Origin of the sequence: Phenylobacterium ferrooxidans, assembly GCF_042714595.1 — a bacterium.
In the GTDB taxonomy this organism is placed as follows: Bacteria; Pseudomonadota; Alphaproteobacteria; order Caulobacterales; family Caulobacteraceae; genus Phenylobacterium; species Phenylobacterium ferrooxidans.
The window spans coordinates 1-19,608 of record NZ_JAOTJD010000060.1; the positions used below are offsets into that span (position 1 = coordinate 1).

Annotated in this window: 21 protein-coding genes and 3 pseudogenes; 20 read left to right on the forward strand and 4 right to left on the reverse strand. The window is 67.0% G+C overall.

Annotation, left to right across the window (positions count from 1 at the left end; genetic code table 11):
* Window positions 1-122 precede the first annotated feature (122 nt).
* A pseudogene (locus tag OCL97_RS21195) lies at window positions 123-883 on the forward strand (IS5 family transposase); the annotation flags it as partial.
* A gap of 16 nt (window positions 884-899) precedes the next feature.
* Here the strand turns inward: OCL97_RS21195 and OCL97_RS21200 are convergent.
* Window positions 900-1,220, reverse strand: coding sequence for a 2Fe-2S iron-sulfur cluster-binding protein (locus OCL97_RS21200; RefSeq protein WP_377371704.1), 321 nt, complete (start codon window positions 1,218-1,220; stop codon window positions 900-902).
* A gap of 25 nt (window positions 1,221-1,245) precedes the next feature.
* Window positions 1,246-2,496, reverse strand: a complete 1,251-nt coding sequence (locus tag OCL97_RS21205) for a cytochrome P450 (protein WP_377371705.1) — start codon at window positions 2,494-2,496, stop codon at window positions 1,246-1,248.
* Window positions 2,497-2,642: 146 nt separating this feature from the next.
* Between OCL97_RS21205 and OCL97_RS21210 the strand changes: the two genes are divergently transcribed.
* From OCL97_RS21210 to OCL97_RS21295, 18 genes and pseudogenes are all read left to right on the forward strand, one after another.
* Window positions 2,643-3,668, forward strand: coding sequence for a helix-turn-helix transcriptional regulator (locus OCL97_RS21210; RefSeq protein ID WP_377371706.1), 1,026 nt, complete (start codon window positions 2,643-2,645; stop codon window positions 3,666-3,668).
* A gap of 79 nt (window positions 3,669-3,747) precedes the next feature.
* Window positions 3,748-3,931 (forward strand): annotated as a pseudogene (locus OCL97_RS21215) (transposase); the annotation flags it as partial.
* A pseudogene (locus tag OCL97_RS21220) lies at window positions 3,932-4,069 on the forward strand (transposase); the annotation flags it as partial.
* A gap of 230 nt (window positions 4,070-4,299) precedes the next feature.
* Window positions 4,300-4,677 carry a PilZ domain-containing protein gene (locus tag OCL97_RS21225; protein ID WP_377371724.1) on the forward strand — a complete coding sequence of 126 codons (378 nt, stop codon included), beginning with the start codon at window positions 4,300-4,302 and terminating at the stop codon, window positions 4,675-4,677.
* Between the two features lie 430 nt (window positions 4,678-5,107).
* Window positions 5,108-5,464 carry a TrbC/VirB2 family protein gene (locus OCL97_RS21230; protein ID WP_377371707.1) on the forward strand — a complete coding sequence of 119 codons (357 nt, stop codon included), beginning with the start codon at window positions 5,108-5,110 and terminating at the stop codon, window positions 5,462-5,464.
* Window position 5,465: 1 nt separating this feature from the next.
* The gene (locus OCL97_RS21235) at window positions 5,466-5,732 is read left to right on the forward strand and encodes a VirB3 family type IV secretion system protein (RefSeq protein WP_377371708.1); all 267 of its coding nucleotides are present in this window, start codon (window positions 5,466-5,468) and stop codon (window positions 5,730-5,732) included.
* A 119-nt stretch (window positions 5,733-5,851) separates the two neighbouring features.
* The gene (gene trbE / locus OCL97_RS21240; protein WP_377371709.1) at window positions 5,852-8,320 is read left to right on the forward strand and encodes a conjugal transfer protein TrbE; all 2,469 of its coding nucleotides are present in this window, start codon (window positions 5,852-5,854) and stop codon (window positions 8,318-8,320) included.
* Between the two features lie 140 nt (window positions 8,321-8,460).
* Window positions 8,461-8,673, forward strand: a complete 213-nt coding sequence (locus OCL97_RS21245) for a hypothetical protein (protein ID WP_377371710.1) — start codon at window positions 8,461-8,463, stop codon at window positions 8,671-8,673.
* A complete protein-coding gene (locus tag OCL97_RS21250) occupies window positions 8,666-9,385 on the forward strand; it encodes a conjugal transfer protein TrbJ (RefSeq protein WP_377371711.1) in 720 nt (239 codons plus the stop codon). The genes OCL97_RS21245 and OCL97_RS21250 overlap by 8 nt, the downstream gene beginning before the upstream one ends.
* A complete protein-coding gene (locus OCL97_RS21255; RefSeq protein ID WP_377371712.1) occupies window positions 9,385-9,648 on the forward strand; it encodes an EexN family lipoprotein in 264 nt (87 codons plus the stop codon). The genes OCL97_RS21250 and OCL97_RS21255 overlap by 1 nt, the downstream gene beginning before the upstream one ends.
* 21 nt (window positions 9,649-9,669) lie before the next feature.
* Window positions 9,670-10,950, forward strand: coding sequence for a P-type conjugative transfer protein TrbL (trbL, locus tag OCL97_RS21260; RefSeq protein ID WP_377371713.1), 1,281 nt, complete (start codon window positions 9,670-9,672; stop codon window positions 10,948-10,950).
* Between the two features lie 18 nt (window positions 10,951-10,968).
* Window positions 10,969-11,655: a conjugal transfer protein TrbF gene (gene trbF / locus OCL97_RS21265; protein WP_377371714.1), complete on the forward strand. Its 687-nt coding sequence runs from the start codon at window positions 10,969-10,971 to the stop codon at window positions 11,653-11,655.
* Window positions 11,656-11,657: 2 nt separating this feature from the next.
* The gene (trbG, locus tag OCL97_RS21270; RefSeq protein WP_377371715.1) at window positions 11,658-12,650 is read left to right on the forward strand and encodes a P-type conjugative transfer protein TrbG; all 993 of its coding nucleotides are present in this window, start codon (window positions 11,658-11,660) and stop codon (window positions 12,648-12,650) included.
* Between the two features lies 1 nt (window position 12,651).
* Window positions 12,652-13,896, forward strand: coding sequence for a TrbI/VirB10 family protein (locus OCL97_RS21275; RefSeq protein WP_377371716.1), 1,245 nt, complete (start codon window positions 12,652-12,654; stop codon window positions 13,894-13,896).
* A gap of 12 nt (window positions 13,897-13,908) precedes the next feature.
* Window positions 13,909-14,283, forward strand: a complete 375-nt coding sequence (locus OCL97_RS21280; protein ID WP_377371717.1) for a hypothetical protein — start codon at window positions 13,909-13,911, stop codon at window positions 14,281-14,283.
* Window positions 14,246-14,497, forward strand: a complete 252-nt coding sequence (locus OCL97_RS21285) for a DUF2274 domain-containing protein (RefSeq protein WP_377371718.1) — start codon at window positions 14,246-14,248, stop codon at window positions 14,495-14,497. Before OCL97_RS21280 ends, OCL97_RS21285 begins: the two co-directional genes overlap by 38 nt.
* 345 nt (window positions 14,498-14,842) lie before the next feature.
* A complete protein-coding gene (locus OCL97_RS21290) occupies window positions 14,843-16,369 on the forward strand; it encodes a DnaA N-terminal domain-containing protein (protein WP_377371719.1) in 1,527 nt (508 codons plus the stop codon).
* The gene (locus tag OCL97_RS21295; protein WP_377371720.1) at window positions 16,366-17,049 is read left to right on the forward strand and encodes a thermonuclease family protein; all 684 of its coding nucleotides are present in this window, start codon (window positions 16,366-16,368) and stop codon (window positions 17,047-17,049) included. The genes OCL97_RS21290 and OCL97_RS21295 overlap by 4 nt, the downstream gene beginning before the upstream one ends.
* 6 nt (window positions 17,050-17,055) lie before the next feature.
* Here OCL97_RS21295 and OCL97_RS21300 read toward each other — a convergent pair whose 3' ends face one another.
* Both OCL97_RS21300 and OCL97_RS21305 read right to left on the reverse strand, forming a co-directional pair.
* The gene (locus tag OCL97_RS21300; RefSeq protein ID WP_377371721.1) at window positions 17,056-17,802 is read right to left on the reverse strand and encodes a hypothetical protein; all 747 of its coding nucleotides are present in this window, start codon (window positions 17,800-17,802) and stop codon (window positions 17,056-17,058) included.
* A 34-nt stretch (window positions 17,803-17,836) separates the two neighbouring features.
* A complete protein-coding gene (locus OCL97_RS21305; protein ID WP_377371722.1) occupies window positions 17,837-18,217 on the reverse strand; it encodes a hypothetical protein in 381 nt (126 codons plus the stop codon).
* A 382-nt stretch (window positions 18,218-18,599) separates the two neighbouring features.
* Here OCL97_RS21305 and OCL97_RS21310 point away from each other — a divergent pair, with 382 nt between their 5' ends.
* Window positions 18,600-19,529, forward strand: coding sequence for a toprim domain-containing protein (locus tag OCL97_RS21310; RefSeq protein ID WP_377371723.1), 930 nt, complete (start codon window positions 18,600-18,602; stop codon window positions 19,527-19,529).
* Window positions 19,530-19,608: the final 79 nt, after the last annotated feature.

The window sequence follows — 19,608 nt, forward strand, 5'->3', positions numbered from 1 at the left end:
TCCGGCTTCAATGTGGTCGCGACCGCGCCACGCCCCCTCCAACCGCGTCCGCGACCACACAGAACCCTCCAGATTCCGGTTGAGGCCGAAGCGTGATTCAAGACTGCTTTTTGGGGGCGGTCTTGGGTGTGATGGAGCGTTTGGTGCTGACGGACGAGCGCTGGGAACGGATGGCGCGGCTGGTCATCGGGCGGCCGGACCAAAAGGGCTCGACCGGGCGCGACAACCGGATGTTCGTAGAGGGCGTGCTGTGGATCGTGCGGACCGGCTCGCCCTGGCGGGACCTGCCCGAGGTGTTCGGCGATTGGAATAGCGTCTGGCGGCGGTTCAGTCGCTGGAGCCAGAAGGGCGTCTGGTGGCGCATATTCGAGGCGATGTCCGACGATCCGGACTTCGAGTACCTGATCATCGACTCCACCATCGTCCGCGCCCACCAGCACGCTTCGGGCGCTAAAAAAGGGGGTCTGAAGATCAGGCCCTTGGCCGTTCCCGCGGCGGCCTGAGCACAAAAATCCACATGGCCGTCAGAGGCTTGGGCTGTCCGGTCCGCTTCCATCTCACCGCCGGCCAGCGCGGTGACGCGCCTCAGGCCCTCACTCTGATCGAGGGCATGCCGGCCGAGGTGGTCATGGCCGACACCGCCTATGACAGCGACCAGATCCGCAAGGCGGTCGCCGAAAAGGGCGCGATCGCCGTGATCCCCAACAACCCCTCGCGCGCGAAGAAGCACCCACTCGACGAGCACCTCTACGCCCAGCGCCACCTCGTCGAATGCTGCTTCAGTAGGCTCAAGCAGTTCCGAAGGGTCGCCACCCGCTTCGAAAAGACCGCAAGGAACTACCTCGCCGTCATCACCCTCGCAGCCATCATCTTGTGGCCGCGGTATGTGTCCACAGCTCCTAGTGCTGCGCTTCCGGAAGCCGCACCACCATCCCCGCCAGCTCGTCGCGGACGGTGATCTGGCAGGCCAGGCGCGAGTTGGCCTCCACATGCTCGGCGAACTCCAGCATGGAGTCCTCCATGGCCGTGCGCGGGCCGACCTTGGGCAGCCAGGCGGCATCCACATAGATGTGACAGGTGGCGCAGGCGCAGGCGCCGCCGCAGTCTCCGTCGATGCCGGGGATGTTGTTTGCCACCGCCCCCTGCATGAGGTTGACGCCGGTCTTCAGGTCGACGGCGCGCTCGCCCCCGTCGAACATCACATAGGTAATCTTGGTCATGGAATTCTTGAGGCTCGACTGAAACTTACGCGGGGATGCGGACAAGCAGGTTGAGGTAGCCTTTCACGAACGGCGAAGGCACGCGCTCGGGCTCGGCCATCACCTCGATGCGGTCGAAGCGGGCCAGGATCTCTTCCCAGATGATCTTCAGCTGCAGCTCGGCCAGGCGGTTGCCCACGCAGCGGTGGATGCCGAAGCCGAAGGACATGTGCTGCCGGGGCCGTTCGCGGTCGATGATGTACTCGTCCGGCCGCTCAATCACCGTCTCGTCGCGGTTGCCCGAGACGTACCACATGATCACCTTGTCGCCCTTTTTGATGGTCTGGCCGGAGAGCTCGAAGTCCTCCAGGGCCGTGCGGCGCATGTGGGCCAGCGGCGTCTGCCAGCGGATGGTCTCGGAGACCATGGAGGGGATGAGGTCCGGGTTGGCCTTCAGCTTGGCGAACTCGTCGGGGTTCCGGTGCATGGCCAGCACGCTGCCGCTGATCGAGTTGCGGGTCGTGTCGTTGCCGCCCACGATCAGCAGGATGAGGTTCCCCAGATACTCCTCCGGACTCATGTTGCGGGTGGATTCCCCGTGCGCCAGCATGGAGATGAGGTCGCCCCCCGGCGGCGCGTTGACCCGCTCGTTCCACAGACGCGTGAAGTAGCCCAGGCACTCCATGAGGATCGAAAGCTTCTCCTCCTCGGTCTCCACCAGCATGCCCGGCGCCGGGATGGTGGTGGCGATGTCCGACCAGTAGGTCAGCTTGCGGCGGTCCTCGAAGGGGAAGTCGAACAGGGTCGCCAGCATCTGGGTGGTCAGCTCGATCGACACCCGGTCTACCCAGTCGAAGGTCTCGCCCCGCGGCAGGCCGTCCAGGATCTGCTGCACCCGGCCGCGGATCAGCGGCTCCATGGTCGCGAGATTCATCGGCGAGACGATGGGGCTGACCACCTTGCGCTGGGCGTCGTGCTTGGGCGGGTCCATGGCGATGAACATCGGCAGGCGCAGCTCGGCGCCCTGGTCGATGATAGCGATGCCGCCCAACGCCGCCTCCGACGAGAACACCTGGTGATTGGTGTCGACCGCCATGATGTCGTTGTACTTGGTGATCGACCAGTAGGGCCCGAACAAGGACGCCTTGCAGTAGTGGACCGGGGCCTCCTTCCGCAGGCGCGCGAAATAGGGCCAGTGGCTGTCGGCGGCCCACAGGGCCGGGTTGGAGACGTCGATATCCTCCAGAGCGATTGAGGTCGCGTCCTCGATAGGCGCGCCGGCGTTGCCGTCAGCCATGGTCTTCCTCCCTCTGAACCGACGGCCCGTGCGTCGATGGATTGCCGGACCTTGCCTCCTTTCTAAGTCCGCTTCCCGGTCCACGGCGAGAACACCGTGCGCCGAAGAGTTGGCATTTTGCGCCACAGGGCGCAGGGTGCTCCCCCATGACGCCGCCCAAGCCCCCGCCGACTGCTCCGGCCCCTGCCCCCGCCCCCAGCGGCCTCATGCCCGCCGGCTACTTCCGCCTGCTCCAGCGCAGCTTCGGCGACAGCGATCCCCGCCGCCGCGCTCTGCTGGCGGGCCTGGAGGCGGCCGACACCCCATCCTCTGTCGCCACTGCCGCCGAGGTCGATGTCGAGAGCCAGCTTCGCCAGCTGGACAATCTCGACGCCCTCCTGGGCGAGGGCTGGGTCTTCTTTCGCCCCGAGGTCTGGAGCCACGCCTCCCACGGCGCCTTAGGGGTCGCCGCCCTCACCGCGCCGGACCTGGAGGGCGCCATGCAGATCGTCGCCGCCTATGGCCGGGTGCGCGCCCCCGTGATCGACTTCGCCGCCCGCCGCGGTCGCCGGGGCCTGACCCTGGCCATGCGCTACGTGGCCGAGCTGTCGCCCGCCCGGCAGCGCAACCTGGCCCAATCCTCCCTCTCCGGCGTCGTCTCCCTGGTCGCCGTCATCATCGGCGCCGCCCCTGCCGGACTCCTGGTCGCCTTCCGGGACCCCGAGCCGACCTACGCCGAGGACGTCCGCCGCGCCCTCCTCTGCGCCGTCGCCTGGAACGGGGCCGCTGACAGCGTCTTCATCCCCGCCGCCCTCCTGCTCACCCCCTCCCCCTTCGCTGACCCGTCCCTGCACGCCCGCGCCCGCGAGGAACTGGAGACCGCCCTGGCCCGGCTGGAACGACCAGGCGACCTGCGCCCGCGCCTGGAGCGCCTGCTGGTCTCCCACCCCGCCGGCCGCCTGACCGCCTCCGCCGCCGCCCGCGCCCTGGGCGTCTCCCGCCGCACCCTGGTGCGCCGCCTGGCCAAGGCCGGAGCCGGCTACCGCGCCCTCCTCGACGCCGAGCTCCGCCGCCGCGCGGCCGGACTGCTAGACGCGGGCGAACTTTCCCACGCCGAGATCGCCGAGCGCCTGGGCTATGCCGAGCCCACCAGCTTCAGCCGCGCCTGCCGCCGCTGGTTCGGCCGCGCCTGAGTGTGTACCCGAAAAGGAGTTGGGTGATATCAGTGACTTGTGATTCAGTTCGTGTTGCGAAGCATCAACGGAGCGTCACATGTGGATCGACACCACCCGAAGGAAGCAAGCCCGCAAAGGCCTGCGGTATTCAAGCGATCTGACGGACGCGGAATGGTCGGTTCTGGAGCCGCTTCTTCCGGCGGTCTCGCGGCTTGGCCGGCCGCTGAAATGGCCGCGGCGGGCGGATCCTGAACGGGATGCTCTACATGCCGCGCAGCGGTCATCCGCACGTCCACTGCATCGTCCCTGGCAGCAGGGTCTCCGCCGACGGCAAGCGCTGGGTGGCCTGCCGCAAGGGCTTCTTCCTGCCGGTGCGGGTGCTCTCACGGCTCTTCCTGGAGAAGCTCGCCGCCGCCCATGTTCGACGCCCTGGTCACGCCGGTTAACCGTCCGGAATGCGGTCCGGGAATCGTTTGATCGCCAACCCGAAAGGCGTTGATGGGAAGCGCCAGGCGACATCAAAGCGTGCAACCTGCGCACCATGGCTTCGTCACGAAATGTACTTGGTGGGCGGTGAGGGGGACGACCGTCTACGGGATGGCGTTGACGCGTTAAATCAGATGCAAGGGAGTTGGCCTATACTGCCAGTATGGCCCAAATCTCACCGGTTCGAACCGAGGCAGCGCAACGCAGGCGAACATCCCGGCAGCGTTGCCTATTCGCCTGCCGGATCGTCTTTGGGCCTGAGGCCTTCACCCTTGATGGAATGATCCGCGACGTAAGCGACAGCGGAGCTCGCATTCGTCTCCCTTCCCCCATGCCTCTGCCCAAGTCCTTTCGAGTAATCTTGCGAGACGGAGTGTGCCAGGAGACCGAAACCGTCTGGCGACGCGGTCAGGAACTGGGAGTCAGGTTTCTGGCGCCCATCGATTTACAGGACCCGACGGATTCATCGGTCAGAATGTTGAGACGCTTATGGGCGGAGATGGCTGGTCGCGCTAACGACATGACCGCGCCATCGATATAGGGCCTTGATCACCTCACTTGCGTCAAACAAACAGACTAAGGTCGCAGACTTCTGAGGGGTGAGTCTGGCTGGTGTCCACCCGGTTCCCAGGTCGCTGGCCACCTCGGTCTGCGCGACCCGAGATGGCGGGCATGACGGACGCCTGCTCTGGGGTGCCGAATCAACAGCCCACAGAACTCGGGCTTCCGCCCTCAAATGGCCGCTTACGCAGCGGAAATAGTCAAAATCTTCGAAAGAGAGCGCCATCGCGCGCCGACCTGATGGGTCGTCGGAGTGATCCCGCAGCTGCGTCTGCCGGCACAACTCTAAATTACATAAATAAGCACATTAAGGGCGTTGTAGGCAATAAAAGGCCTTGACCCACCGTCTGGATCAACCCACGGTTGGTCGACCCGGCCTTCACGGGCTGTCGAGACGGAAGGATCCAGCGATGAGACCCATCTCCAGAAATCGTCGTGGGATCACTTTTGGCCACCCGATGGGGGCTGTTCTGCTGCTTGCCGTCGGGGCGGCTCTCGTGATGGCGGAGCCCGCCTGGGCGGCTGGCGGCGGCACGGCCATGCCTTGGGAAGGGCCGCTGACCACGATCATGAATTCGCTTGCCGGACCCGTGGCGAAGGCGATCGGCGTGATCGCCATCGTCATCACCGGGCTTGGCTTTGCCTTCGCCGAGGGCGGGTCGGCCATGCGCAAGGGAATCGGCATCGTGTTCGGCCTGGCCATCGCATTCTCGGCGACAACCTTCGTGACCAGCTTCTTCAACCTGACGGCCGGCGCGGTGTTTTAGGATGGCGGGATCCCGGATCGAGGGCTTTGAGATCGGCTTCCACAGTTCGCTGTCCGAGCCGGTGACCATCGGCGGCGTGCCACGGATGATCGCGGTGTTGAACGGCACCGTGACCGCGACGCTCGCCCTGGGGCTCCAGGTCCCGATGATCGGTATCCCCTTGGGCCTCGCGGTCCACCTCTGCGCCTACTGGCTGACCAAACGCGACCCCTACTTCTTCGACGTGCTCGGCCGCCACATCCGGCAAAAACCCTACTGGGACGCCTGAAGCCCGCCGCCCGTCTTCGCTGGGGAAGCCAGTGCGTTTGGGCTCCCCTCCCCCCTTTGTCCTGTCTCCACGGCGCCAGCCCGATGCTGGCACTCGGCTTTCCCGGAGGAGGCTTCACTTTGCTCTATTTGAAGGAATACCGCCCAAAGGCTGAGCGCCTGTTCGATCATCTGCCCTGGGTCGCGCTGATCGGCCCCGGCCTCGTCCTGAACAAGGACGGCAGTTTCCAGAAGACCCTCAGCTTCCGAGGACCGGACCTCGCCAGCTCGACCGATGCGAGCCTTGTGGCGATCCGCGCCCAGCTCAACAACGCCCTTCGCCGTCTCGGCTCGCGCTGGTGTTTGCACATCGAGGCGCTCCGGGCAGCCTCCCAGGACTATTCGGCCGGCGAGTTTCCCGACCCGGTGTCCGACCTCATCGACGATGAACGGCGCGCGGCGTTCGAGGCGGAGGAGCGGCACTTCGAGAGCCGCTATTTTCTCACCCTCACCTACCTGCCGCCCGAGGAGGCGGTCAGCACCGCCGAAAGCCTCCTGCTGGAGAACGCGCCATCGGGCCGCGGCGCCGCGGGGATGTATCGCGCGGCCCTCAACGACTTCCTCGGCACGGTTCGCCAGGTCGTCGATATCCTGACCGCCATCATGCCCCGCGTGCGGGAGCTCTCGGACGACGAGACGCTCACCTATTTGCATGGATGCGTTTCGACCAAGCCCCACTATGTCCGCACCCCCGAAACGCCGGCCTATCTCGACGCCTTCCTCACCGACGATGACTTCCAGGGCGGGCTTTTTCCCAGGCTCGGGAAGAGCTTCATCCGCACGATATCGGTGCGCGCCTACCCGACGACCTCGTCCCCTGGACTGCTCGACCGCCTCAACGAGCTGGGCGTCGGCTATCGCTGGGTTTGCCGCTACCTGCCGCTCGACAAGGAAGACGCCCGGCGGGCCGTGACCACGCTGCGCAAACGCTGGTTCGCCAAGCGTAAGGGGGTCATGGCCCTGCTCAAGGAGGCCATCACCCACGAGCCTTCCCAACTGGAAGACCCGGACGCGGCCGCGAAGACGGACGACGCCGATGCCGCCTTGGCGATCCTCGGCGGCGACTTCGCCTCCATCGGCTACTTCACCCCGACCGTCACTCTGATGGACCGCGACCCCGATCGGCTCGCCGACCGGGTTCGTGAGGTGGAAGGCGCCATCAACCGGGTCGGCTTCGTCTGCAAGGTCGAGGACATCAACGCGGTTGAGGCCTGGCTCGGAAGCCTGCCGGGCCAGGCCTATGCCGACTTGCGCCGGCCGTTCGTCTCCTCCCTGAACCTTTGCGACATGATGCCAATGTCGGCGATCTGGCCCGGCCCGACGCGCAACGAACACCTCACCGCGGAATGCGCCAAGCGCGGCCATCCCGGCAGCCAGCCGCCCCTTATGGTCACGCGAACCGCCGGATCGACGCCGTTCCGCTTCGACCTGCACCAAGGCGACGTCGGCCACACGATGGTGGTGGGCCCGACCGGCGCCGGCAAATCGGTGCTGCTCAATACGATCGCCACCCAGTGGCTCCGCTACCCCGAGGCCCAGGTGTTCTTCTTCGACAAGGGCGCCAGCTCGCGCGCGGCCACGCTGCTGACCGGCGGGCAGTTCTTCCATCTTGGCGGCGACCAGGGCGAAATCGCCTTCCAGCCGTTGGCGGAGATCGACGGCGCCGAGGACCGCGCCTGGGCGCAGGAGTGGGTGCAGGATCTGGTCGCGGCCGAGGGCGTGGAGATCACGCCGCCGGTAAAGGAAGAGATCTGGGGCGCGATCAAGAACCTCGCGGCCGGCCCCCGGGAACAGCGCACCCTGACGCTGCTGGCGGCGACCATCCAGGATCACACGGTGAAGGCGGCCTTGGCGCCCTTCACCCTTAGCGGGCCGCACGGCCATCTCCTCGACGCCCAGCAAAACCTCTCGTCGGACGCCCGTTGGCAGACCTTTGAGATGTCTGACCTGATGACCAGTAAGGCCGCACTGGCCCCGGTCCTCACCTACATTTTCCGCAGCCTGGAGAAGCGGTTCGACGGCCGGCCGACATTGCTGGTCCTCGATGAGGCCTGGCTCTTCCTGGATCGGGGGGCCTTCGCCGCGAAGATCCGCGAGTGGCTGAAGACGCTGCGCAAGTTCAACGTCGCCGTGGTCTTCGCCACCCAGAGCCTGGCCGACATCGCCAACTCGTCCATCGCGCCGGCCCTTATCGAGAACTGCCCGACCCGGGTCTTCCTGCCCAACCCGGATGCCCAGACGCCACAGATCCTGGCGCTCTACGAGGCGTTCGGCCTGAACGCGCAGCAGGTCAGGATCATCGCCAACGCCACGCCCAAGCGGGAATATTACTATCAGTCGAGCACCGGCAACCGGCTGTTCGAGCTGGGTCTTGGACCCCTGGCCCTAGCGACCGTGGGCGCCTCTTCGCCTGGCGATCAGCAGCTCATGACGGCGCTCCTTGAGGAGCACGGGCGGGCCGGGTTTGCGCCGGCCTACTTCGCGACGGTCGGACACCCGGACGTCGCGAAATACCTCAGCGACCAACTCGTCGAGGCGAGGGTCGCATGACCATGCCTCGCCAACCCGATGAAACGACCGAGGCCCGTCCTGGCCTCCAGCCTCCCGTTGCGCCCTGGATCAACGCCTTCGCGGGTCTTGCGTCTCGGGTGCCGGCGCGCTGGAGCCGGACACGCCGGCGTCGGCGGCTAATGTTCCTGGCCCTGTGTGCGCCTGGCTTCGTCGCGACCTTCGCGACGCCGTTGCACCACAACTTCTTCCTGCTCGTGTTCGGGATCGTGCTGTTCGCCGCAGCCGCCCTGTTTCGCGCACTGACCGAGCCGCTCTTCGAACGCGCGGACGCCGCCGGACCGCAGATCACTTCCCCTTCCCCACCCCCCTCGGAGGACTCTCGCCATGCGTAGGCTCGTCGCCACTACCGCTGCTGTCGCGGTCCTCAGTCTCGGTCTCAGCACGACCGCGCCGCCGCCGGCGCAAGCGCAGATCGCTGTCATCGATCCGCAGGCGATCATCCAAGCCATCAAGCAGGTGGAGCAACAGCTCCAGATGATCACGCAACTTCAGCAGCAGGTCGCCAGCCAGGCGGCCATGCTGCAGAAGCTTGGCGTCGACGTCACGGGTCCGCTGCAACAGATCGCATCCGAGGCGACGCAGCTTCTTCAGACCGCGCAGGGCATCGGCTACCAGGGCCAGAACCTCGCCCAGCAGTTTCAGCAGGCCTATCCGACCGACCTGAAGGGGATGAGCTTTGCCCAGACGCGGCAGGCGCTGGCCGGATGGCAGGCCAACAGCCGCCAGACCCTCCAGGAGGCCATGGCGACCCAGAACCTGATCGTTCGCTCGCAGCCGACGAGCGCAGGGGCCGTCAACGCGGCGGTCGCCGCTTCCCAGAACGCCGCGGGGCAGACAGCAGCTATCCAGGCGACCAATCAGTTGCTGGCGAGCCTCAGCACCCAGCTCACCCAGCTCCAGACCATCCTGATCACTCAGGGGCGGGCTCAGCAGACCGCCGAGGCGCAGGCGCAAGGCGCCCGAGCGGCGGGGGCTGCCGAGAGTCAGCGGTACTGGAACGTCCAGCACCCCGCCAGCCGCGTGAAGAACCCGGGGGATCTGTAGTGCGCCGTCTCGGATTCTTAGGCCTGGTCGCGCTGACGCTCGCCGGATGTAGCCCGGCTGGGCCCGCCCACGACAAGGCCTACTACCTCGCCCACGCCGATGAGCGAGGGGCGATGCTCGAACGATGCCGCAATGATCCGGGCGGCCTCGGCAAGTCCGCCAACTGCGTGAACGCCATGGCCGCAGCGGGTGACGTCGAGAGCAACCGCTTCTGGGACCTCAAGAAGCCTCGCAGCCGGGTCGAAAACCCCAGCGGCCTTTAGGCGCGTGTCCAGGAAACGATGATGGCGACCGCCGACCCCGCAGCACTCGACGACTTTCTGAACCGCTTCCGCAGCCAGGTGGATGCAGGCTTCGGGCTGATCCAAGGCGACGTCGCTGGGACGCTGGCGGCGCTCGTCGTCATCAGCATCACCATCACGGCGCTGCTTTGGGCGATCGATGAAAACCAGAACGTACTGGCCTCGCTCGTCCGCAAGGTGCTCCTCGTGGGCTTCTTCGCCTTCCTCGTCACCCAGTGGGCGAGCCTGACAAAGACGGTCGTCAACGGCTTTGCCGCGCTCGGTCTCAAGGCGGGCGGCGGAGCGATGAGCTTGGCGGACTTCACGACCTCGCCCTCCAAGATCGTGATTTCGGGCATCGAGGTGGTCAAGGGCCTCATGCTCTACGTCAAAGAGGTGGCCCCGGGACCGATCGAGTTCTTCGCCCATATCGACGTCGTCTTGATGGCTTTGGTCGCAGCCATCGGAATTCTGATCGCCTTTGTCATCCTCGCCATCGAGATCGTGGTGACGATCATCGAGTTCCACATCGTTACCCTGATTGCCTTCGTGACGGTGCCGTTCGGCGTGCTTACCCAGACCTCGTTCATGAGCGAACGCGCGATCGGCTACGTCATCTCGGTTGGCATAAAACTCATGGCGCTGGCCATCGTGGTCAGTCTCGGCACCACGGTATTCGACAGCTACACGGTCTCGGCCGCTCCCGACATCAACGAGGACGTCGGCCTGCTCCTCGGCGCTGTCGTCATGGTGATGCTGGCGCTGAAGATCCCCGCCATCGCCGGTGCGCTGATCAGTGGTGGCCCGCAGCTCAACGCCGGCAGCGCCCTGATGGGCGCGGCGGGTGTCGCAGCCGGCGTCGCCGGCGTCGGCCTCGCGGCTCGTATGGCGGGAGGCGCCATTGCCCAGGGCGCGGCGGCAGGTGGCGCGAAGGTGGCTGCAGCGCGGGCTGCGTCTGGCGGCCTGTCGTCAGGTGGAGGAGCACCCGGCGGCGGCGGCCCGAGCCCTCCCGCCAGCCCAGGGCCAGCTCCCACTCCAAGTCCGGCCCCTGCCAGCCATAGCGCGCCTGCGTCGGTTTCGGGCGGCCCGTCGGCATCCAAGCCGGAAGCCCCCGCAAGCGACGCCGGCTCTACGTCCCCGATCGTCGCGCGAGCCCGGGCCCGCCGAGGCGGTTTGGGCTCGGCGGCGCGCACCAGCGCCGCGACCGCGGCCGCCAGCGGTGACTCGAACAGCCCCGGGATGTCGGCCTCGCCGATCCGTCCCGACGATGACCCCAAGTCCTAGAGCCCCTGGAGAACCGCCATGTTGAACGCCTTCAGGAGACCGCAAGACCGTTACGGCAGCTCCGCGCCGGTCGAGAGCCCCTATCAGCGCGCCGCGCAGGAGTGGGACAATCGCATCGGCTCGGCCGTCTCGCAGGCGAAGAACTGGCGGCTCGCCGCCTTCTGCTCGCTGGGTCTGGCGGCCCTGTCGCTTGGCGGGTTCATCTACCAGGCCAGCAACACCAACATCGCCACCTTCGTGGTTCCGATCGACAAGTACGGCAGACCGGGTCGCATCGAGGTCGCCGGGCAAAGCTACAAGCCATCGACGGCGGAGACCGGCTACTTCCTGGCCGACTGGGTGACGCGGACCCGCTCCAAAAGCATCGACGCGATCGTCATCCGCGACAACTGGACCGCCGCCTATCGGTTCGTGGCGGGGTCCGCCATCGGTCAGCTCAACGACTACGCCAAGACCCACGACCCCTTCGCCAACGCTGGCGCTCAGGCGGTCAGCGTCGAGATCGTCTCCGTCCTCGCCCGCAGTCCTAACACCTACCAGGTGCAATGGCGGGAGACGACCTTCGACCAGGGCGCAACGCGCGCCACCGAGAACTGGACGGGCCTGTTCACCGCCAAGATCAACGCGCCGAAAAACGAGGCCGAACTCCGGGCCAACCCCCTCGGCATCTACATCACCTCGTTTCAGTGGAGCCGGGAGCTTTAGTCATGACACACACATTCCTCCGGGCCTGCGGCGCCACCAGCCTCGCCATCGGGCTCGCCCTCGCGGGCAGTTCCGACGTCTCCGCTCAGATTCAGCCGGCGCCTGCGCGGGCCGTTCCGCCCGTCGCGCCACCCCGCGCTTTGGCCGTGGTGGTTGCGGCGCCACGAGCAGCCGCCCCGACCGTGCCGGTTCAGCCGCCCCGCCGTCGGCCCGTGCGCCGCGCGACCCAGGCTTCGCCGGTGCTGCGGACCGTCCAGGCGGGCAATGACGCCGCGCGGTCGTTGCCCTCGGCCGGCGCGTACCTCAACGCCGCGCTCTACTACGACTTCGAGCCGGGACGGCTCTATGTGGTCCACACCAGCCCGCGGTTTCTGACCGCGATCACCCTTCGGCCTGGCGAGAAGCTGATCTCCAAGGCGGCCGGCGACACGGTGCGATGGGTGCTCGGCGAAACAGTCCAGGGCGCCGGAGCCGGCCAGCAGGTGATCGTCTTCGTCAAGCCGATCCGCGGCGGCCTGCGTACCAACATCATCCTGACCACGGACCAGCGGACCTATCTGCTCGAAGCGGTCAGCCACGAGGGCGAGACCTATACGAGCGTGATCAGCTGGAATTATCCGCAGGAAGAGATGCGCGACGCGCAGGCGGCCCGCGCGGCGGCCGACCAGGCGGTCGTGGCCAGCAGCATCGCCATCGACCGCCTGAGCTTCGCCTATCGGATCCAACCAATCGGAGCCCGGCGTGGTCCCCGCTGGCAGCCGCTGCGGGTCTTCGATGATGGCCTGAAGACCTACATCCAGTTCCCAGCCGACCTTGCGGCCACAGAGGCGCCGCCGCTCTTCCTGATCGGCCCGAACAAGCAGGCCGAGCTGGTCAACTACCGGTTCGCCAACGGCTACTACGTCGTTGACCGGATGATCGATGTCGCCGAACTGCGGCTCGGCGAGGGCCGCCAGGTCGTGGTGCGGATATCCCGCACCGGCGGGGCGCGCTGAGATGAGCCATCTGCCTCCCGACCCGCCCTCCGAGGGCGTAGGACCGATGGCCGCGCCGGAGCGCAAGGCCTCGCCTGCCAGCGTGCTGACCGGTCCACGTCCGCCGGTGACCCGGTGGAATCGCAAATACCTGCTGGCCGGCTCCGCCGCGCTGGCCAGCGTCGTGGCCTTGGGATTCTATCTTGGCTTTGGCGGCTCCCACACGCGGGCGGCCAAGGATCAGGATCCGCAAGCGGCGGCCGATACTCAGACGCCGCAGCGTCCCGAGATCGCCAACCGCTTCGCGCAGGGGTACGGCGATCCGGGCCTGCAGGCCTCCGCGCCGGGCATGGCCACCCTGCCGCGGCCCGGTGCGGACGCGGCGGGCCAGTCGGCCGTCGGCGTCGCTGCCGCGCCTCCTGCGCCGGCGGTGGACCCGGCCGTTCAGGAGGCTCGCGATCAGGCCCGCGCGGCGCGCGCGGCCGGTCCCTTCTTCGGCGGACAGCCGGTGCAGGTGGCCGATCGGGATGTGGCCGCGCCCGCGGCGGGGTTGGCGGCGTTCGCCGGCCGGGCCGCCCCGCCGGCCGAGCGGTCGGCAGAGGTGCAGCCGCAGAACGGCCAGGGCGCCAAGCGCCAGTTTCTGGCCGGCTCCCGGTCCGAAGACTACCTGGCCAATCCGCTGCTGCCCCCGCTCAGCCCGTGGGAGGTGAAGGCGGGAACCCTGATCTCGGCCGCCCTCATCACCGCGATCAACTCCGATCTGCCGGGCGAGGTGATCGCCCAGGTGACCCGGCCGGTTTACGACCACGTCACTGGGCGCACCGTGCTGATCCCGCAGGGCGCCCGGCTGATCGGTCAATACGACAGCCAGGTCGCCTATGGTCAGGAGCGTGCGTTGATCGCCTGGAACCGGATCGTCATGCCCGACGGCCGGTCGATCAATATCGGCTCGATGACTGGGGCCGACCTATCGGGCGCCAGCGGCCTTCGCGACCGCACGGACGGGCACTTCGGCCAGCTGGCGCGCGGCATCCTGCTTTCAACGATCTTCAGCATCGGCGCGGCGTCCGCCCAGGACGCCGGCAACCGAAGCTCCGGCGGCTTGGTGATCAACAGCACCGCCAGCGGCGTTTCCAACCAGGCCCAGCAGACCGGTCAAAGGATCACTGAGCGTGATCTGAACCGCCAGGCCACGATCACCGTGCGCGCTGGCTGGCCCCTCCAGGTCATCGTCAACAAGGACATGATCCTCGCCCCCTACCAGTAAGAGAGAGTTCCAGTGACCCAGACCGCAGAGAAGCTCGGGCTGTTCCTGTCCGAAGGCCTGCACCAGGACATGGTGTCGGCCGCCGAACGACTGAATACGCGCAAGAATCCTCGTGGCTGTGTGCGGCTGATTTATGAGCGCGCCTTTCGAGAGTTGGTGGAGGCGCTGGAGAGTGGCGTCGAGATCGCCTTCCCAGCTGTGCGCGGCGCCAAGGACCGGGTGTCGGTGCGCCTGTCCCGGCCGCTCTGCCTGCGCATTCGCCGGCACACTGACGGCCTCAATCTCAAGCTGACGGACTTCGCCTTCGCGGCGATCGACCGCTTCCTTCAGTCCATCAAAGGAGACACCTATGACGCGACCCGCCAAGCCCACCCTGTCCCTGGCTAAGATCGACCTCGAGGAGAAGGTGACGGACCTGCGCCTGCGGCTGCGCGGCAAGCTCGCCGTCGACCTGGTCGACTATCAGCGCGCCTACGCCCAGAGCAACGCCCAGGACATCGCGCTTGAGCAGCTCGTGCCTCACATCCTGTCGACCTTTATGGAGGCGGATCGAGGCTTTCAGGCTTGGCGCAAGGCGAACCCGATCAGCGGGGCGTCGTAGCGTTCGCCCCGTGCTGATCGACGGGACCGACCTACCACGGCTGGCACTGTGAAGTCCTCTGACCACAAGCGGTAGATCCCTGAGTCGGTAGCCGGGGACTCGTTTCTGAATATCCGTCAACCGCCCGAATCGGCCCTTTTTGGTCGAAATGGTGCAATTCCAAGCCTTCAGCTTCGCCCAGACTCACTGAACGCTGAGCCCGACTGAGTCGCGCGCGCAGATTCTCTGCGCGCGCCTGGTCGCAATTCAGGAATTCAGTTTGACCTAGACGAGACCCCCAAACGGCGAAAGCCCCCAGTTGACGCTGGAGGCTTTCGGAAATCGCAGGCGCCGTGTGGTAGCGGCTTGATTGATCGGGACCAACCTAGAAGTCGCTTTTTGCGTCGTCAAGGCCCGAATAGGAGACCTGTTGTCTTCTGCCTGCCGGTTTCGCACCGTCGAAACGGCCTCGTCCCAGCACGAAGGGACGACATGCAAACCGCATTATCCGAGGACGACTGGCGACCAGGATTCGCCAAGCGAGCCCCCAACTTCGACGCGGTCTGCGAGCAGGCCCGCGCCTGGCGTTGGAGCCCCGGCGAAAGCATCGCGCGCATCGCCGCGGCCGTGCTGAAGGGCACGCCCACGCTCACCATCCAGCAGCGGATGACCCTGCTGCTCTATGTCGAGCACCTCAATCAGGACCGCCTGGAGAAGGACGTCGCCTGCGTGTGGCCGAGCACGGCGCTGATCGCCGACTATCTCGGCTGCAGTGAGAGCACGGCGCGGGCCAACCGGCGCGGCCTGGAGGCGGCCGGTTACATGGTCCGTGACTACAATCGTGCTAACCGCCCCGCCGGCGTCGAAGCCTATGACCTGGCCCCGCTGGTGGCGCGCCTGGACGAAATGGAGGCCGCTGACGCCGCGTTCCGCGAGGCGGCGCAAGCCCGCCGAGCCCAGTACCTTGAGCCCGTGGTATTTGCGCAGAGATATGCCGCCCAGGCGCCTATATCCCGGCGCCTAGAACAGTCCCATAAGAACGACAGTTCCTCTGTACAGGATAAGGACGCGCCTGCGTCGCGAAGTTCTTCCTTCGCGCGTCCGGCTACGCCTCCCGCGAGCGGCAAACGCAACGGATCCTCGGGCCGACGCCACAGCAGCGGAACATCCAGCGCCATTTGCTCCCCGGAGGGAGCAAGCGGCTTGGGTGGCGCTCAATCCGCACCCTCCGCGGCGGCGGAAATGGTGCGCCAGGAGCTCAGAGCGGCCGTCCAGGTTTGTCCGAGACTGGCCGCGCTGGTGGGGGATCATATCCTCGCCGACCCCGCCAGCGCAGGGCCTGCCGATGTCGCCCGGATCGCGGCCGCGGCGGAAACCTGGCTTCCTGAAATCGAACGCAACAATGCCCTCTCGGTCGGCTGGGGCTGGGCCCGCCACGGGCCACGGGTTATCGCGATGCTGGCCATCGCGCTGGAAGACCCGGCCATCCAGAGCCCTTGCAAATACTTCGGCTGGATGGTCACCCGAACCGCCCAGGGCGCGCCCGATCTGCGCCTGAACCTTGCCCGGATCATGCGGGTGAAGGGGGAAATCCCGCCGCCTGAAGTCGCCCCGCCTGTGGCCCTGATGGCCGCGCCGGGGACCGACGATCCGACCTGGCAGGCCATCGCTACGGCGCTCCGCGCCATCGTGCGCGAGGGGGCCTATGGCAGCTGGTTCGGAAAGGTCGGCTTCCACGGCATCGAGAACGGGCTCCTGACCCTGTCGACGCCGAGCGGGATCGCCGCCGACCGGATCAAACGCGACTACGCGACGGCCATCCTGCAGGCGGCCGAGGTCGCCGAGGTGTTCGTCGAGCGGGTTCTGGTCACCCTACGCAAGGATCATCGATGATTGGGCGCAGCTTGTGGGTCATGCTTGGCCTGATGCTCGCCGCGGCGAGCCCGGTCCCGCTTAGCGGTCAGGCCCGCGTGGTCGATGGCGACACCTTCACTCTCGGCTCCGAACGGGTCCGAATGTGGGGGATCGACGCGCCTGAGGGCCGACAGACCTGCAAGGACGCCGGCGGCGGCGACTATCGTTGTGGCGAGGTGGCGCGGGACCTGTTGGTCGGGTTGATCGCGCGCCGCAACGTCACCTGCGAGGTGCGGGACCGCGATCAATATGGCCGGGCCGTCGCTCGCTGCAGGGTGGGCGATCTCGATCTCGGCCTGGAGATGGTCAGAGGCGGCTGGGCGCTGGAATATCGCCAATTCAGCGGTGGAGCATACACGGCGGCGGAAGCCGAAGCGCGCCGGGCCCGGCGCGGCGTCTGGGCGGGCGCCTTCGAGCGCCCCTCGGAGTGGCGGACGGCTGAACGGTCAGCCGCGGCGTCCATACCTGCTTCGGCCGCGCCGGCCGCGAGCGGCGGCTGTGTGATCAAGGGCAACATCAACGCCGCCGGACGGCGGATATTCCACGTTCCCGGCCAGGAGGACTACGCCGCGACGCGGATCGACCTGTCGCGCGGCGAGCGCTGGTTCTGTACGGCGGCTGAGGCGCGGGGGGCTGGATGGACGGCCGCCAGGCGGTAGCCGGTGTCAGTGCTCCGGTGCCGTCAGATCCACGTTCCAAAAGGCCAGGACCTCGCGCACGGCGTCATGGCCAAAGTGTTCAAGGGCAGGGTCGGCGAGCTGCTGGCGGAACCGGGCCTTGCGCTTGGCGATCGCCGCGCGCACCCGCTCGCTGTAGGGCGCGGTGCCGGGCGGGAGGGTGCGCCGCTCGGCCGTTGGCCAAGCTTCTGGATATCCTTCTGGAATGACGCCGGCGCGAACGCGCTCGGCGCCGACCCGGACATCCTCATGCTCGCAGGCCCATCCGTAGAGATGGTAGGCGCAGACCCGCAGGCACTCCTTGATCTGCGGGACCGTGTCAGTGAAGCCCTTCAGCGGGGTCGGAAGCCAGGTCATGTTGCCGACGCAGGAATAGAAGCGCGGGTCCTGGACGACGTTGCTCCTGCCGGCGAAATTCTCGTCGTCGTAGCCCCAGATGTGACAGACGGTCCAATTCTTCGGCTTCGGCGGGGTCTTGACCCCGAGCGCCTCGACCAGCGCCATCGCGGCTCGGATGTTTTCCTCGACCTTGGGCACGCCCTTGCCGCTGACCAGAACCTTGCTCCAGGCCGCGTCGTAGCGGGGTCGGCTCCTCGCCGTGTCCGGGCACCAGATCGGCAACGCCTTGAAGGTGTCGGGATGCACCCAGCGCGCCGTGCGGGCGATCATTTCCATAACGAGCGGCAGCTCGTGTTCGATTTCGGACAAGCCGTCCGGGACCTCGAACGCCGTCATGATCCAGGACGCTCGCGGCTAGGCTCCAGCCCTGTCATCCGAGTTGGGCGGTGCCGGGATCCTGGCCGGCGGCCCGGGTCGCGGCGCTGGGCTGTTTGTCCGTGGACAGAATGATGGGTCCGAAATAGCCGAAATCGTCGCGGCAGGCGGCGACCGCCAGGCTGACGTCGCGATAGAGTTTCGGGGCGTCGGACTTGAACTTGGCGAGCCTGTATTCTCCGGTGCGTCCGGACAGGCGCAGCCAGACGCTCCAGTCGCCGTGTTCGCTTTCGGTCAACCGGACCTCTTTGAGGGAGCCGCCGCGCTCAAGATACATCGAGACATTGCGGGCCCGGATAGCCAGCTCAGGGTTCGCGCCGATGACCCAGGCTTCTTCGCTACGGCCCTCGTCCCCCGCGATCTGATCAGTGTTCATCACGGAATGCCCCAAACTCATGATGGGCTTATCTTGCAATAAAAGCACATGGCTGTCGCCCTCCTGATCGACGCCTGTGACGATTCTGCGCCGCCATTTCCCGGGCTATCGCCTCAATTTCAAGCCTGTGAGTTGCGATGCCGAGGGGGAAGCTTCGGTTTGGCGAGTGATTGGCCAGGATCTGGATCTGTCTCTGGATTTGGTGGGGGAGCGCCCTCCCCCTGAGTCGCAGGCGTCGATGCCTGCGCCTACCCCCACCAGCGGGGGATGCCCCCGCAACGCCCCCTAGGTCAGATCCCGAGCGGCCGACGGCCACGGACGGAAAGGGTGGAGGCAGGCCTGGGGTGGGTGAGTTTTGGTCAGGCAGTCCCGGGAGGTCGCCATGTCCTTGAGACCCATCGTCCAGGCCCTGGGCGGCGATCTCTACGATCGCGGCCAGAGGGCGAACATTCCAGCGCCGGGCCATAGCGCCGCCGACCGGTCTGTCTCGCTGCTACTGAAGGAGGGACGGATCATCGTCCACACCTTCGGGGATGGCGACTGGCGCGCGGTGCTCGATCACCTGCGCGGCGAGGGCCTGGTGGACGCCCACAACGCCCCAACCACCCTTAGCCAGTCGCGCCGCGCCTCGGCGATCGGGAACACGGGCACGACGATCGAGCGCCTGAACGCCGCGCGGCGGATTTGGGAGGCCGGAAAGGCCGTGCCGAACACCCTTTCCGAGCGCCATTGTCGGCTGCGGGCGATCACGCGTGCCCTGCCAGGTCCGCAGGTGCTCCGCCACTGCGGCCATGCGCCGGTCTCGGCCTATGCGGCGGAGAGCCGCCACCATCGGCCCGCCCTCCTGGTGGGCGTCAGCGATGCCCTGGGCGCCTTCACCGCCGTCGAGCTGGCCTATCTCGCGCCGAACGCCCATCGGGCGGCGGACCTGCGTCTGAACCGCAAGACGGTCGGCGCCGTGCCCGCCGGGGCCGCGGTTCGGATCGACGAGGCGGCGCCGGAGATGCTGGTCGCCGAAGGGTTTTTCACCACGCTATCGGCCAGTGAACGGTTCTCGCTTCCGGCCTGGTCGCTGATGTCGACCCGCAACCTGCGAAGCTGGATGCCGCCGCCTGACGTGCGCTCGGTGCTGATCGCCGCGGATCGCGGCAAGGATGGTGAGGCTTCGGCCGAGCACCTTCGCGCCAAGCTGGTCCGGGCCGGCCTGAAGGCCTGGGTCGAGTTGCCGCCGGGCGACGTCGGCGATTGGAACGAGGCGGCATTCGAAGCAAGTCGCAACGATGCCCTAGCGGGTTCGTTGGGCTGCTCCTGACTGAGGCCGTGGAAAAACGTGAGTTCCGGTCTCGGCTTGGTTGGCCCGGCGGAGTTGATTGATCGAGTTCCGCTGTTGA